This window comes from Streptomyces sp. UNOB3_S3 (assembly GCF_020740895.1).
GTDB lineage: Bacteria > Actinomycetota > Actinomycetes > Streptomycetales > Streptomycetaceae > Streptomyces.
On record NZ_JAILXP010000177.1, the window covers coordinates 1 to 14,231 of the forward strand.

Consider the following 14,231-nt stretch of genomic DNA (forward strand, 5'->3'; position numbering starts at 1 on the left):
GGCGGGTGGGGTAGAACCGCGCCGAAGGCGCGGAAAACCCCCACGGCGGGTCAGCCGGATGTCAACGGAACCCCGCGCGGGAAGGGCTACGTCCGGCTCTCCGCGTACTTCGCGAGGAAGACCGCCTCCGCGAGGGAAAGCCGCTCCAACTCCTGCGGGGAAACGCTCTCGTTCACCGCGTGGATCTGCGCCTCCGGCTCGCTCAGGCCGATGAGGAGGATCTCCGCGTCCGGGTAGAGCGTGGCGAGCGTGTTGCAGAGGGGGATCGAGCCGCCCATGCCCGCCGTCTGCATCTCCTCGCCCGGGTACGCGATACGCATGGCCTCGGCCATGGACGTGTACGCCGGGCTGTCCGTGTTGGCCTGGAACGGCTGGCCCTGGCCGACCTGGTCCGTGGTCACCCGGGCGTTCCACGGGGTCGTCTGCTCCAGGTGGGTGCGCAGGAGCTTCGTCGCCTCGGCGGCGTCCATGCCCGGCGGGACCCGCAGGCTGATCAGGGCGCGGGCGCTCGCGTGGACGGACGGGGTGGCGCCGACGACCGGCGGGCAGTCGATGCCGAGGACGGTGACGGCCGGGCGGGCCCACAGGCGGTCGGCCACCGTGCCGTCGCCGATGAGGCCCACGCCGTCGAGGACCTTCGCGTCCTGGCGGAAGTCCTTCTCCGGGTACTGGAGGCCCTGCCAGGTGCCCTGTGCCTCCAGGCCGGCCACGGTCGTGGAGCCGTCCTCCGCGCGCAGCGAGTCCAGGACGCGGATCAGCGCGGCGAGCGCGTCCGGGGCGGCGCCGCCGAACATGCCGGAGTGGAGGTTGCCCTCGAGGGTGTCGACCTGGACCTGGACGAGCGTCATGCCGCGCAGGGTCGCCGTCACGGTGGGCAGCCCGAGGCGGAAGTTGCCCGCGTCGCCGATGACGATGGCGTCGGCGGTCAGCAGCTCCGGGTGGGCCTCGGCGTAGCGCTCCAGGCCGCCGGTGCCCTGCTCCTCCGAGCCCTCGACGATGACCTTGACGTTGACCGGGATGCCGCCGTGCTCCTTGAGGGCGCGCAGGGCGGTCAGGTGCATGACCAGGCCGCCCTTGCAGTCGGCGGCGCCGCGCCCGTACCAGCGGCCGTCGCGCTCGGTGAGCTCGAACGGCGGGGAGATCCAGGCGGCCTCGTCCAGCGGCGGCTGCACGTCGTAGTGCGCGTAGAGGAGCACCGTCGGGGCGCCGGCCGGGCCGGGGAGGTAGCCGTAGACGGACTGGGTGCCGTCGGGGGTGTCGAGGGTGGCGACGTCCTGGAAGCCCTCGGCGGTCAGCGCGTCGGCCACCCAGCGGGCGGCGGCCTCGCACTCGCTCTTGGGGAACTGCGCCTCGTCCGCGACCGACTTGAAGGCGACCAGCTCGGCGAGCTCGGTCCGGGCGCGGGCCTGGAGGCCGGCGACGGTCGCCGCGAGCGAGGCCGGGTCCGGCTGGTGGGTCGGGGACGATTCCATGGAACGCTCCTTGGGGGCGCGGCGTTGAGTCCGTACGTACGGGCGATATCGCCCCCGATCCTCCCATGGCGGTCGCCGGGTCCGGCCGGTGGGCCGCCCGGTGGCGGGCCTTAGGATGCGGGCGACAGCCGAAGCCGGTGTTCGAGGGGAGCAGAAGCACAGGTGAGCAGCGACAGCGCAGCCCGGGAAGCGATGGGGGACAGCGGGCCGGTGTGGGACGTCGTGGTGGTCGGAGCGGGGCCCGCCGGTGCCTCGGCCGCGCGCGCGGCCGCCTCCGAGGGACGCCGGGTGCTGCTTCTGGAGAAGGCCGAGCTGCCGCGTTACAAGACCTGCGGAGGAGGCATCATCGGCCCCTCGCGCGACGCGCTGCCGCCCGGCTTCGAGCTGCCGCTGCGCGATCGCGTGCACGCCGTCACGTTCTCGCTGAACGGGCGGATGACGCGGACGCGGCGGTCCAGGCACATGCTGTTCGGGCTGATCAACCGGTCCGAGTTCGACGCCGCCCTGGTCGAGACCGCCAAGGCCGCCGGGGCCGAGGTGCGCACGGGCGTGACCGTCTCCCGGGTGGAGCAGCACGGCCCGGCCGTGCCCGACCGGCGCACCGTGGCCGTCGTGCTCGGCGACGGGAGCACCGTGCTGGCCCGCGCGGTGGTGGGGGCCGACGGCAGCGCGGGGCGCATAGGGGCACACGTGGGAGTGAAGCTCCAGCAGGTGGATCTCGGCCTGGAGGCGGAGATCCCGGTGCCCGCGACGGTCGCCGAGGACTGGGCCGGCCGCGTCCAGATCGACTGGGGCCCGATTCCCGGCAGTTACGGGTGGGTGTTCCCCAAGGGGGACACCCTCACGGTCGGGGTGATCTCGGCACGTGGCGAGGGCGCGGCCACCAAGCGGTATCTGGAGGACTTCATCGCCCGGCTGGGGCTGGCCGGCTTCGAGCCCAGCATCTCGTCCGGGCATCTGACGCGCTGCCGGGCCGACGACTCGCCGCTGTCCCGCGGCCGGGTGCTCGTCTGCGGCGACGCGGCGGGGCTGCTGGAGCCGTGGACGCGCGAGGGCATCTCCTTCGCCCTGCGCTCCGGGCGCCTGGCGGGGGAGTGGGCCGTGCGGATCGCCGAGGCGCAGGATGCCGTGGACGCCCGCCGCCAGGCCCTCAACTACGCCTTCGCCATCAAGGCGGGCCTGGGCGTGGAGATGGGTGTGGGGCGCCGGATGCTCGCGGTCTTCGAGCGCCGCCCGGGCCTCATCCACGCCGCCGTCACCGGTTTCCGGCCGGCCTGGCGGGCCTTCGCGAGGATCACGCGCGGTTCGACCACGCTCGCCGAGATCGTACGGACGCACCCGGTGGCCCGGCGCGTGCTGGCCGGCGTGGACCGGGACTGATCCGCCGCTCGCGGAGGGTCAGAAAAGGGCGTCCTGGGGGCCCGCCGCCTCGGTCCGGGTCGTCGCCGTCGTCGGCGCGGCCGGGTCCGCGGCGGTGAGCGGCCAGCCCGCCAGCCTGCGGGCGTCCAGCAGGAGCGGGCGCCCGTCGGCCGCGTCCAGATAGACGTCCGGGCCGGCGACCGCCGTCACCCGGCCCGCGACCGTGCGGCCGGGGGCGAGCTCGACGACCGCCTGGCCCGGGCGTATCCGCTCCAGATGGAACGCCGCGTCGTGGTGTGCCGGGGTGAACGGGCGTCGTGTCAGCGACTCCGGCAGGCCGGGGAGGGCCAGGGCCCGGGTGTGGATGTCGTGCAGTTCCGTCGCCCGTCGGTCCTGTGAAGGCAGCGGGTGGCGTGCAGCTCGCTTCGCCGCGTACGGGAAGCGGTCCGGCACCGCCAGCGCCGCGCCCAGCACCGCCTCCGCCCGGCGCGCCGCCATCAGCGGGCCCCGGGCGAGGAGCGCGGAGGACAGCGCCGCCTGCTCCAGGAGGCGGGCGCCCTCCCGTTCGGCGGCGGTGATGCCGACCTTGACCAGGCCGGGGGCGAACCAGGCGAGGTAGAGGTCGTACGGGCGGGGGTCGTCGGCGATCGTGTCCGCCGCCACCGAGTGGGCGCGGTCCAGCCGGGCGCACTCCGGGCACTGCGCCGAGACCGCCGAAGGCGGGACCGCCGCGCCGGTCGGGCACGGCGTGTGCCGCCCGCCTCTGCGCACCCCTACGCACCGCCTGGCGTGGCCGGTGGTGAAGGCCAGCGGCCGGTCGGGCGGCAAGGGGGAGAGCCGCTCGCCGTGCCGGGGATGGCGCCAGACCAGCGCGGGGCCCGAGGCGCTCCACCGTGGGCCGGCGCAGAGCCAGCTCTCGTCCTGGCCGCTCATCGCGCCCACCCCCTTCGGTCGCCGTGTGTCGTCCTTCATGGTGTCAGCCGGCGGTGACAGTGGTGCCCGCCCGGCGGGTGGCGTAGGCGACGAGCGCCGACACCGCCGCCAGCGCGGCGACCGTGGTGAGTGCCAGGGGCAGCGAGAAGCGGTCGGCGAGGATTCCGATGGCCGGCGGGCCCAGCAGCATGCCGCCGTAGCCGAAGGTGGAGGCGGCGGCGACACCGCCCGGACCGGCGAGCTCACCGGCCCTGCCGACCGCGACCGGGAAGATGTTGGCCAGCCCCAGCCCGGTGATCGCGAACCCGGCGAGGGCCGCCCAGAGCGACGGGGCCAGTGAGCCCAGCAGCATGCCCAGCGCGGCGGTCGTACCACCGGCCACCAGCAGCCTCGTCTGCCCCAGCCGTTCCAGGAGGGCGGTGCCGCTCAGCCGGCCGAGCGTCATGGCGAGCGCGAAGACGGAGTAGCCGAGGGCGGCGAGCCCGGCCGGGGCGGCGAGGTCCTGCCGCAGGTGGAGCGCGCCCCAGTCGGCGAGCGCACCCTCCCCGTAGGCGGTGCACAGGGCGACGGTTCCGAAGACGGCGATCAGTTTGCGTTCCCGGGCGGTGGTGCGTCGCCTGTCGCCCTTCGGCGCCGGGGCGCCGGACGGGCCCGGCGCCGGGTGGGCGAGGAGGACGCGGCCCGCCGCCGCGCCGGCGATCAGGCCGGTCGCGGTGAGGAGCAGCAGGTGCGCGGTCACGGACAGCCGGTCGGCGATCAGGGCGCCGAGCCCCGCGCCGAGCATGCCGCCGACGCTGAACGCGGCGTGGAAGCTCGGCATCACGGGTCTGCGCAGGGCCGCGACGAGGTCGACGGCCGCGCTGTTCATCGCGACGTTGAGGCCGCCGTAGGCGGCGCCGAAGACCAGCAGCACCAGGCCGAGGGCGAGCGCGGAGTGCGTCAGTGGGGGCAGCGCGATACCGAGGGACATCAGCAGGGCGGCGGCGACGGTCACCGGATGGCTGCCGAAGCGCCGGCACAGCCGTCCGGTCAGTGTCATCGTGGCGACCGCTCCGGCCGACACGCCGAGCAGAGCGAGCCCCAGAGCGCCCTCGGAGGCGCCCGTTTGCTGCTTGATGGCGGGAATGCGGACCACCCAGCCGGCGAAAAGGAAGCCGTCCAGGGCGAAGAAAAGGGTCAGGGCGGAACGAAGGGGACGGAGGGTGTCGGCACCGGAGGTTACTCGCGGTCCTCCGAGGATGGCCGTCCGTATTTTGTTTAGCGTCGGCACAAAGTCAGAATAGAGGGGTGACGCAGACTCGGACAACACGTTTGGAGCGGGGACGGGGCGCCCTCGGCCCCGCCCTGGAGCTCGTACACACCGGTCGCGCCCCCACGCGCGCGGTGCTCACCACCGAACTCGGGGTGACCCGGGCGACCGCCGGCGCCGTGGCCGCGGAGCTGGAGGCGCTCGGCCTGATCCAGGTCGACCCGCGCCCGGTGGCCGCCGGCTCCCAGGGGCGGCCCTCCCACCGGCTGTCCATCGCGCCGAACGGGCCGGTGGTGCTCGCCGCGCAGATCCACGCCGACGGCTACCGCGCGGCGCTGGTCGGCCTGGGCGGCCGGATGGTCGCCACGGCGCCCGGCTGCATGGACGTGCCCGCCGATCCCTCGCACATCATCGACGCCGTCGTCGAGGCCGGGGCCGGGCTGCTCAAGGAGTCCGGACGGCGCTGTCTGGGCGCCGGGCTCGCCGTGCCGTCGGCCGTCGCCGAGCCCGAGGGCACGGCCCTCAACCCGCTGCACCTGTCCTGGCCCGTCGGCGCCCCCGTGCGCGAGCTGTTCACCGAGGCCCTCGCCAAGTCCGGCATCCTGGGCCCGGACGCCTCACCCGTTCCGGGCGTCACGGGCAACGACGTCAACCTCGCCGCCCTCGCCGAGCACCGCCACGGCGCGGGCCGCGGCGCCCGCCATCTGCTGTGCGTGGCCACCGGCCACCGGGGCGTGGGCGGCGCGCTCGTCCTCGACGGCCGTCTGCACAGCGGCAGTTCGGGCCTGGCCCTGGAGGTGGGGCACCTCACCGTCAACCCCACGGGCCTGCCCTGCCACTGCGGCAGCCGCGGCTGCCTCGACGTCGAGACCGATCCGCTGGCCTTCCTCACCGCCGCCGGGCGCACCCCGGGCCCCACCGTCTCGCTGCTCCAGCAGGCCCGTGACCTGCTGCGTTCGGAGTACGACGACCCGTCCGTCCGGGCCGCCGCCGAGCTGATCGTCGACCGGCTGGGCCTGGGCCTGGCCGGGCTGGTGAACATCCTCAACCCCGACCGCATCCTCCTGGGCGGGCTCCACCGCGAGCTGCTGGAGGCCGACCCCGAGCGGCTGCGCGCGGTCGTCGCCGACCGCAGTCTGTGGGGCCGCAGCGGCGGTGTCCCCATCCTCCCCTGCACCCTGGACTTCAACAGCCTCATCGGCGCGGCCGAAGCGGCCTGGCAGCCCGTCCTCGACGACCCGCTGGCCCTGCTCGGCTGACGGTCCGTCCCGTGTCTCAGCCCGGGACGGCGGACCGGACGGCGGACCGGACGGGGGAGTGCTCGCGCGGCACCGCGCGGCGCTGCCTGGCCGTCGTCCCCGTGAACGCGGGGTCCTCCAGCTCGTCCAGATCCTCCAGGGCGGGCCCGCCCCGGACCGGCAGCGGGTGCCCGGGCCGGGCGAAGGGGGTGACGGTGCCCGCGCTCCGCGCGGAGCGCGGGGGCGCCGCCGGGGCGGCGGCCGGCACGGCGAGGGTGAACCAGACGACCTTCCCGCCGTCCTGCCGCTGCTGCACCCCCCAGCTCGAGCTGAGCGCCGCGACGAGCGCCAGTCCCCTGCCATGGGTGCTGGCGGTGTCGGCGGTGCCGACGGCGGGCAGCCGGGGATCGTGGTCCCGTACGGAGACGGTCAGCCGGGACGGTACGAGGTCGATCTCCACGGTGCAGCGTTTGTCCGGTTCGGCATGCTGGTGAACATTGGTCAGGAGCTCGGTGACGCCGAGCGCGGCAAGGTCGATGAGGGCGTCGAGATGCCAGTACCGCAACTGCGCAGATACGATTCTGCGCACTTGCCCTATGCGCGGCGGGAGGGCCTGGAGTTCAACGGTGCAGTGCTTGTTCGCTCGGCTGATCACGGCTGCGACTCCCTGAAGAAGTAGGGCTAGCCTGATTCCGATGGGCGGTGCGCCACACGCCCGGCGCGGTCCGGCGGCGCCTCCGGCCGGCCCGCCCGGCGGCCCGGACCGCTTCGGTGACCGTCGATGGACCCTCGGTGATGCCAATATGAGTCAAGGGTCGACTCTCGCGGCCGTGTTCGCAACTCCTGCACCCGTCAGTGCTTCACCGTGCTTCCGTGCGCCGACCGCACCACCTCCAGGAAGCGGTTGACCTCCGCCTCACCCGTGGTAGTGCCCGGCTCCCCGGCGTCCCCGGGGCCGCCCAGGGTGAGCACATAGCGATTGCCGTTGACGGTCGCGCGGGCCCGGTCCCGGGCGGCGAACCACGGCTTGCCGGCCCGCACCGAGTCCACCGGCGCGCTGTCGATCTCCCGGCCGTAGCTGGTCAGCAGTCGTAGCCGGCCGTCCTGGATCCTCACCTGGCCGGCCCGGGTCAGATTGCGGTGCGCGCGTTCTATCCGCACCCCTGTCGCGCTGAACTCCGGTTCCGTCACGGTGCACCGCCTCTCGGCCGAAATCGCTGTCCGTTGCGCAGTCTGCCCGTGAGCAGGCCCGCGCACCAGTGCCCCCTTATGATCGAAACGCCCGAGTGATCCGTGTGAGTACCGTCCGGAACCATGAGGAGCGACGTGTGACCGGCACCGTGCGCACCATCGACGTGGACCGCAGCGACGCGGCCTACCGCTCCTGGCTGAAGGAGGCGGTCCGCAAGGTCCAGGCGGACGCCAACCGTTCCGCCGACACGCATCTGCTGCGATTTCCGCTGCCCGAGGAGTGGGGCGTCGACCTCTACCTCAAGGACGAGAGCACCCACCCCACCGGCAGCCTCAAGCACCGTCTCGCGCGCTCGCTCTTCCTCTACGGGCTCTGCAACGGCTGGATCCGCCCCGAGGTCTCGGTGATCGAGGCGTCCAGCGGCTCCACCGCGGTCTCCGAGGCCTATTTCGCCCAGCTGATCGGCGTCCCCTTCGTCGCCGTCATGCCGCGCACGACGAGCCGTGAGAAGTGCCGGCTGATCGAATTCCATGGCGGCCGGTGCCATTTCGTGGACGACCCCCGGACGATGTACGCGGAGGCCGCGGCCCTCGCCGAGCGGTCCGGCGGCCACTACATCGACCAGTTCACCTACGCCGAACGGGCCACGGACTGGCGGGGCAACAACAACATCGCCGAGGCGATCTACAGCCAGCTGCGGCTGGAGCGCCACCCCGAGCCCGCCTGGATCGTCGCCACCGCGGGCACCGGCGGCACGTCGGCCACCATCGCCCGCTACACGCGCTACATGCAGTACGACACCCGGGTGTGCGTCGCCGACCCGGAGAACTCCTGCTTCTTCGAGGGCTGGCGCGACCACGACCCCGACGCGACCAGCGAGCGCGGCTCCCGGATCGAGGGCATCGGCCGCCCCCGCATGGAACCCAGCTTCCTGGCCGCCGCGATCGACCGGATGATGAAGGTCCCGGACGCCGCCACCGTCGCGGCCGTACGCGCCCTGGAGAAGGCCCTCGGCCGCAAGGCCGGCGGCTCCTCCGGCACCGGCCTGTGGAGCGCGCTGAAGATCGTCGCGGAGATGGTCGCGGAGGGGCGCGCGGGCAGCGTCGTCACCCTCATCTGCGACCCCGGCGACCGCTACCTCGACAAGTACTACTCCGACGCCTGGCTCGCCGCGGAGGGCCTGGACATCCAGCCCTACGCGATGGCCATCGACGCCTTCCTGGCGACCGGCCGCTGGCCCGGCTGAGCACGGGCCGGGCACGTACCCACGCCCCCGTACCGACGTCCGTACCGCTCAGGCGTCCCCGCCGTTGCCCCGGGCGCCGGCGACCACCAGCTCCGGCAGGTGCTCGGCGATCTCCGCGCGGGCGCGCGGCGGCAGGCCCGCGTCGGTCACCAGCACGTCGACCTCGTCCAGCCCGGCGAACGAGCTGAGCCCCACCGTGCCCCACTTGGTGTGGTCGGCCAGTACCACGACGCGCCGGGCGGAGCGGACGAAATGGCGGTTGGTCTCGGCCTCCGCGAGGTTCGGGGTCGACAGGCCCGCCTCCACGGATATGCCGTGCACCCCGATGAACAGCACATCGAAGTGGAGCGACCGGATCGCCGCGTCCGCGACCGGCCCCACCAGCGTGTCCGACGGGGTGCGCACCCCGCCCGTCAGGACGACCGTGGCCGCGCCCGGCCGGGCCTGCGGCCCGGACGCCGACATCGTCCGCTGGGAGGTGTGGAACACCTCGGCCACCCGTACCGAGTTGGTGACCACCGTCAGATCCGGGATGTCCACCAGCCGCTGGGCCAGGGCGAAGGCCGTCGTCCCGCCCGCGAGCGCGATCGCCGCGCCGCGCGCCGCCATCCGGGCCGCCGCCCGCGCGATGTCCTCCTTGGCGCTGAGCTCCAGCGCCGACTTCGCCTCGAAACCGGGCTCGTGCGTGGTCGCCTCCGCGACCGGCACCGCGCCCCCGTGGACCTTCTCCACGACGCCCTGGCGGGCCAGCGCGTCCAGGTCCCGGCGGACCGTCATGTCCGAGACGTTGAGGCGCCGCGTCAGCTCGTTGACCCGTACACCACCGCGCCGCCTGACCTCGTCGAGGATCAGGGCCCGCCGCTGCTCCGCCAGGAGATTCTGCTGGTCGCCCACGCGGCCCCTCCTTTCCGCTCGACCGCCGCCCATGTGCGCACACATCCTCCCACGCGCGAACGACAGCGATCGGTTTCGCTCAAGCCCCCTCCGGCTTCTTCTTTTTCCCGCATCGCGTGCGTCCTCCCGCCCGGCTCACGGCGACTCGGGCAGATCCTCCGCGTACAGCAGGGTGAGGTCGTCCGTGCTGGGCGCGGTCAGCTGCGCCACCCGGCCCGCGTGCGCCTCGACCATCGCCTCGAAGGTCCGCCGGGCGGTGCGGCCGTTGCCGAAGGCAGGACCCCTGGGGATGTCGGTGAAGTACCGCAACAGTGCCTCGGCCGCCTCGTCGCCGATCCGGTACTCGTGCTCGTCGGCCTGCTGCCGCACGATGCGCAGCAGCTCCTCCGGCGCGTAGTCCCCGAAGGTGATGGTGCGTGAGAACCGCGACGCCACGCCCGGGTTGACGGTCAGGAAGCGCTCCATCTCGGCCGTGTAGCCGGCGACGATGACCACGACCTCGTCCCGGTGGTCCTCCATCAGCTTCACCAGCGTGTCGATCGCCTCACGGCCGAAGTCCCGCCCGGAGTCCTCGGGGCACAGCGCGTACGCCTCGTCGATGAACAGCACCCCGCCCCGCGCCCGGTCGAAGGCCTCCTGGGTGCGCAGCGCGGTGGAGCCGATGTGCTCGCCCACCAGGTCCACCCGGGCCACCTCCACCAGATGGCCGCGCTCCAGCACCCCGAGGGAGGCGAGGATCTCCCCGTAGAGCCGGGCCACGGTGGTCTTCCCGGTGCCCGGCGAGCCGGTGAAGACCAGGTGCCGGCGGGGGGAGGCGGCCTTCAGCCCGGCCAGCCGGCGCCGCCGCCCGACCTCGAGCATGTCCGTCAGCGCCCGCACCTCGCGCTTGACGCTCTCCAGGCCCACCAGCGCGTCCAGTTCGGCCAGCGCCGCCGTGGCCGTGCGCGAGGCCCCGGCGGGCGGGGGGTCGGCGACGGCGGGGGAGCGCTGTGCCGGCACCCCGGGCGCCACCCGGTCCGGCGGCCGGGCCGCCTTCTCCACGACGGGCACCGCGGCCCGGTGCCGCACGGTGTCCTCGTCGCTGGTGCAGCCGTGGCTGACCGGGCCGTCCTCGGCGAACTCGTAGCCGCCGCGCGCGCACCGCTCGGTGCGGCACGCGGTCAGCGTCGACCGGCAGCCGTCGATGACGTGGAAGCCGTAGCCGCTGCTGCCCGTCACCCGGCAGCCGTCGAACGTGCCGCGCCCCTCGGCGGAGACGTAGAAGCCCGCCTCCCTGGGCGAGGTCACCGTGCAGCGCTCGACGACCGGGTCCGCGCCCTTGGCGACGATGACGCCGGTCGACGTCGCGTCCACGGCGCAGCCGGTCAGGGTGCCCCCGCTGCCGTGGCCCCGGAACCAGACGCCCGTGGTCGCCTCCCGGATCCGGCAGTCGGCCAGCCGCGCGGTCGCCCCGCCGCTCACCGAGACCGCCGTGCCGCGCACCCGCGCCAGATCGCTGTCGGTGACATCCGCGCTGGAGCCCCGGTCCAGGACGAACAGCGCGTCCGGCACGTCGTGCACCCGGCAGGAGACCAGCTCGGCGCCCGCGCCGTCGCTCACCCACACCGCCGGGTAGTCGCCCGTGCTGTCGTGGATCTCGCACTGCCCGGCCTCCACCCGCGTGCCCGGATCCCACACCGACAGGCCGTTGCGGCCGAAGCGGCGCACCGCCGAGCGCGTCATCGTCAGCACCGAGCGGGAGCGCAGGTCGATCGCGTTCTCCGGGACGTCGTGGATGTCGCAGTCGGTCAGGGACAGCACGGCGTCCGTGTCCAGGGTCACGCCGTCGGCGGACGTGCGGTGCACCCGGCAGTCCGTCAGCAGCCCGGTGGCGCGCGAGGTCAGCTGGACGCCCGTCCCCTGGATCTCGTACACCTCGCAGCCGACGGCCTCCAGGGTGCTGCCCTCGCCCGTCAGCGACAGGCCCGCCCCCCGGGTGTGGTGCACCCGGCAGCGCTCCAGGCGTGGCGCGGCGCCGCCGCGCACCGTGACGCCCGACTGGCCGGCCGCCACGACCTCGCAGTCCTCGAAGAGCCCGGCCGCGCCGTCCAGCACGCTGATGCCGACGCCCCCGGGGTTGTCGACGGAGCAGCGGCGCACCGTGGGCCGGGCCCCGTCGCGCACCTCGATGCCCGCAGCCGAGCGCGTCACCACCCGCAGGTCCGCGAGCTCCGGCGCCCCGTCCTCGACGAGCAGCGCCGGCGCGGACGCGTCATGGCCCTCGATCAGCAGGTCCCGCAGTGTCGCCGAGGCGCGCACGGTCACCGCGACGCCCTCGGTCGGGGCGATGCGCACCGTGCCGCGCCCGCCCTCGCCGCCCCGCAGGGTGACGGACCGGGAGACGATCAGGTTCTCCCGGTACGTCCCCGGGGCCACGGACAGCACATCGCCGTCGGCCGCCGCCTCCAGGGCGGAGGCCAGGGAGTCGTACTCGCCCGTGCGCCGCCGCCAGCGCGACGTGCTCGTGTGCGTCACCTGGACCGATCCCGTGCTCGAATCCTGTGCCATGGTGCTGCTGTGCCCCCACGTTCGCGTGTGTGTGCATCCGGGACGGAGGAGTACCGGCCGCACCACCGTAGCGCGCGTGGAGCACGGGAGTTGGCTGTCCGGGACCCTCGTCAGCTTCCCGCGTCGGCCCGTCCCCAGGTGTGCCCGGCGCGCTCCCAGGCCAGGTCCCACTCCGCGTACCGGCGGCGCGCGATCCGCCAGACGACCAGTCTGCGCGCCCCCTCGACCAGGCCGGCGGCGGCGCCCGCCGCCCCCAGGCCCGCGAGCACCGAGTGGACGGTGGCGGCCGCGCCGTCCATGGGACGGCTCACGGCGCCGCCCCGGTCGTCGGTCCACAGCGGGAACGGCTCGCCGGGGCGCGCGTACTGACGGACGGCCACCAGGCCCGTGCGCTCCAGGCCGTCCGGGCCCCGCCAGCGGGCGAGGACCCGCCGGTAGCCGTCGCGCCCGGCGCCGCCCTCATGGCCGTCGCCGTCGGCGCTCCCGGAGGCCGGGGCCAGGGCGGTGGCCGTCACCAGGTGGCGGTGCAGGTGCTGGTCCCGGACGGTCTCCCGGAGCGCCTCATGGGCGAGGGAGCCCGCCGTCCAGCCGAGCGCCGGCCCCACGAGCAGCGTCAGTACCACGGCGGCCACCCCGGCCCAGGCCTCGAGGACATCGCTCCGGCGCCGCAGCGGACTGCGCCGCCGGCGCCACAGTGACAGCCAGAAGGAAAGCGTCGCGCGCATGGTGTTCACCCCCTTACGCGTCCGTAAATACCTCACACCGCGCACCGCATGCGGAGGAAGGCGACGGAGAGCGGAAAATCACCCCTCGCGGCTGCCGTGCGCGGCGGCACGTTGACGGAAGAGGGGACGACGAGGGACGAGCCGGACGGTACGGGCGATCCGGACCAGCCGGGACGAGAAGGGCTCAGTCGAGGATCTCGACCGGATCGCCGACCCGGACGGTCCCGGTGTGCTCGGGTATCAGGTTCTTGCCGAACACGGCCTTGCCGCCGATGCGGTGGTGCCGGGCCAGGCTGCGCAGGGGCTCCTTGCCGCGCTCGGCCGTCCGCTGGTCGGTGGTGGTCACGACGCAGCGGGCGCACGGCTTGACCGCGCGGAAGGTCACCGCGCCGATGCGCACCCGGTGCCACTCGTCCTCGGCCCAGGGCGCGGTGCCCTCGACGACCACGTTGGGCCGGAAACGGTCCATGGGAAGCGGCCCCTCGGCGGCGCGGTCGCCCTCGGCGATCAGGGAGTTGAGCTCCCGCAGCGAGGCGGTCGTGGTGACCAGCAGCGGATAGCCGTCGGCGAAGCTGACCGTCTCACCGGGCCGCGCGTAGTCCGGGTCGACCGGGCGGCGGCGGGCCGGGTCGTCCATGTGCACGAGCCGGGCGCCGGTGCCCAGGAAGGCCGTCAGCCAGGCCTCGGCGGCGTCGCCCGCGGGCACCGCCTCCACCTTGTCCCGGAAGACCTCCGCGACGACCGTGCCGCCCGGCCCGTCGGCCGGGGCGGGCACGGCCACCTCCAGGGGCCCGGCGCCGGGGGCGGTCAGCCGCACCCCGCCGCCCGGCAGCGGCTCGGCCGCGGCCAACGCGAGCCGCGGCTCCTGCCGTTGGGTGATCATCCGGTGCTCCGGATCCACCACCATCCATCTGCGGTCCCCGGCGAGCCCCCAAGGCTCCACGGCGGCCTCGCCTGGAGCACACCCCGCCATCGACTTCACCGGGTAGAAATGGACCGAGGACAGCACAGGAGTGGACATGAGCCCATATTGCCAGCCGGGTATGACAGTTGGCCGCCCCCGGTGGACCCGCGCCCGGGGCGCGGGTCAGTAGCCCCGCTGCTCCGGGTACGGGCGGCCGCCGCCGTACGGGTCCTCGTACTGCGCCTGCGCCGGGCGGGGCGCCACGGGGCGCATCGCGTCGAAGCCGGCCGGGCTCGCGGACGCGGCGCCCGGGCGCTGCTGCGCCTGCTGCGGCCCCGGCCCCGGGTAGCCGGCGCGCGGTGTGGCGGCCTGCTGGGGGATGTACGGGGCGGGCGTCTGCTGGAGGCCTGGGCCCGGGCCCTGGGCCGGCGCGCCGACGGGCTGGCCCATGCCGACGGGCTGGCCGCCGTAC

Annotated in this window: 13 protein-coding genes; 3 read left to right on the plus strand and 10 right to left on the minus strand. The window is 74.5% G+C overall.

Annotation, left to right across the window (positions count from 1 at the left end; genetic code table 11):
• Nucleotides 1–86: 86 nt before the first annotated feature.
• Nucleotides 87–1,472, minus strand: coding sequence for a dipeptidase (locus K6I33_RS19815; RefSeq protein WP_229354291.1), 1,386 nt, complete (start codon nucleotides 1,470–1,472; stop codon nucleotides 87–89).
• A 162-nt stretch (nucleotides 1,473–1,634) separates the two neighbouring features.
• Between K6I33_RS19815 and K6I33_RS19820 the strand changes: the two genes are divergently transcribed.
• Nucleotides 1,635–2,852 (plus strand): geranylgeranyl reductase family protein, encoded by a 1,218-nt coding sequence (locus K6I33_RS19820; protein WP_229354293.1) that lies wholly within the window; start codon nucleotides 1,635–1,637, stop codon nucleotides 2,850–2,852.
• An 18-nt stretch (nucleotides 2,853–2,870) separates the two neighbouring features.
• Here K6I33_RS19820 and K6I33_RS19825 read toward each other — a convergent pair whose 3' ends face one another.
• The gene (locus tag K6I33_RS19825) at nucleotides 2,871–3,764 is read right to left on the minus strand and encodes a DUF2797 domain-containing protein (protein ID WP_229354295.1); all 894 of its coding nucleotides are present in this window, start codon (nucleotides 3,762–3,764) and stop codon (nucleotides 2,871–2,873) included.
• A gap of 43 nt (nucleotides 3,765–3,807) precedes the next feature.
• Nucleotides 3,808–5,034: an MFS transporter gene (locus K6I33_RS19830; protein WP_229354297.1), complete on the minus strand. Its 1,227-nt coding sequence runs from the start codon at nucleotides 5,032–5,034 to the stop codon at nucleotides 3,808–3,810.
• A gap of 17 nt (nucleotides 5,035–5,051) precedes the next feature.
• On the opposite strand from K6I33_RS19830, the gene K6I33_RS19835 reads away from it, so the two are divergent.
• Nucleotides 5,052–6,272 carry an ROK family protein gene (locus tag K6I33_RS19835; RefSeq protein ID WP_229354299.1) on the plus strand — a complete coding sequence of 407 codons (1,221 nt, stop codon included), beginning with the start codon at nucleotides 5,052–5,054 and terminating at the stop codon, nucleotides 6,270–6,272.
• 16 nt (nucleotides 6,273–6,288) lie between these two features.
• Here the strand turns inward: K6I33_RS19835 and K6I33_RS19840 are convergent, their stop codons facing one another.
• Together K6I33_RS19840 and K6I33_RS19845 are read right to left on the minus strand one after the other, a co-directional pair.
• Nucleotides 6,289–6,906: an ATP-binding protein gene (locus tag K6I33_RS19840; RefSeq protein ID WP_229354301.1), complete on the minus strand. Its 618-nt coding sequence runs from the start codon at nucleotides 6,904–6,906 to the stop codon at nucleotides 6,289–6,291.
• A gap of 197 nt (nucleotides 6,907–7,103) precedes the next feature.
• Nucleotides 7,104–7,442, minus strand: coding sequence for a hypothetical protein (locus K6I33_RS19845; protein ID WP_229354303.1), 339 nt, complete (start codon nucleotides 7,440–7,442; stop codon nucleotides 7,104–7,106).
• A gap of 137 nt (nucleotides 7,443–7,579) precedes the next feature.
• On the opposite strand from K6I33_RS19845, the gene K6I33_RS19850 reads away from it, so the two are divergent.
• Nucleotides 7,580–8,689, plus strand: a complete 1,110-nt coding sequence (locus tag K6I33_RS19850) for a PLP-dependent cysteine synthase family protein (protein WP_229354305.1) — start codon at nucleotides 7,580–7,582, stop codon at nucleotides 8,687–8,689.
• Nucleotides 8,690–8,737: 48 nt separating this feature from the next.
• On the opposite strand, the gene K6I33_RS19855 is transcribed toward K6I33_RS19850, so the two are convergent.
• The 5 genes from K6I33_RS19855 to K6I33_RS19875 form a co-directional block, all read right to left on the minus strand.
• Nucleotides 8,738–9,583 (minus strand): DeoR/GlpR family DNA-binding transcription regulator, encoded by an 846-nt coding sequence (locus K6I33_RS19855; protein WP_229354307.1) that lies wholly within the window; start codon nucleotides 9,581–9,583, stop codon nucleotides 8,738–8,740.
• 135 nt (nucleotides 9,584–9,718) lie between these two features.
• Nucleotides 9,719–12,130, minus strand: a complete 2,412-nt coding sequence (locus K6I33_RS19860; RefSeq protein ID WP_229354316.1) for a right-handed parallel beta-helix repeat-containing protein — start codon at nucleotides 12,128–12,130, stop codon at nucleotides 9,719–9,721.
• Between the two features lie 110 nt (nucleotides 12,131–12,240).
• On the minus strand, nucleotides 12,241–12,855 hold the full coding sequence (locus tag K6I33_RS19865; RefSeq protein WP_229354318.1) for a hypothetical protein: 615 nt from the start codon (nucleotides 12,853–12,855) through the stop codon (nucleotides 12,241–12,243).
• Between the two features lie 184 nt (nucleotides 12,856–13,039).
• On the minus strand, nucleotides 13,040–13,876 hold the full coding sequence (locus tag K6I33_RS19870; RefSeq protein ID WP_229354320.1) for an MOSC domain-containing protein: 837 nt from the start codon (nucleotides 13,874–13,876) through the stop codon (nucleotides 13,040–13,042).
• 66 nt (nucleotides 13,877–13,942) lie between these two features.
• On the minus strand, nucleotides 13,943–14,231 hold a 289-nt coding region (locus tag K6I33_RS19875; protein ID WP_374285267.1), incomplete at its 5' end, for a DUF6643 family protein.

Excerpts from the sequence above, each read along its gene's own strand:
- K6I33_RS19825 (WP_229354295.1), bottom strand. The coding sequence starts at position 3,764 with ATGAGCGGCCAGGACGAGAGCTGGCTCTGCGCCGGCCCACGGTGGAGC.
- K6I33_RS19870 (WP_229354320.1), bottom strand. The coding sequence starts at position 13,876 with ATGTCCACTCCTGTGCTGTCCTCGGTCCATTTCTACCCGGTGAAGTCG.
- K6I33_RS19860 (WP_229354316.1), bottom strand. The coding sequence starts at position 12,130 with ATGGCACAGGATTCGAGCACGGGATCGGTCCAGGTGACGCACACGAGC.
- K6I33_RS19815 (WP_229354291.1), bottom strand. The coding sequence starts at position 1,472 with ATGGAATCGTCCCCGACCCACCAGCCGGACCCGGCCTCGCTCGCGGCG.
- K6I33_RS19865 (WP_229354318.1), bottom strand. The coding sequence starts at position 12,855 with ATGCGCGCGACGCTTTCCTTCTGGCTGTCACTGTGGCGCCGGCGGCGC.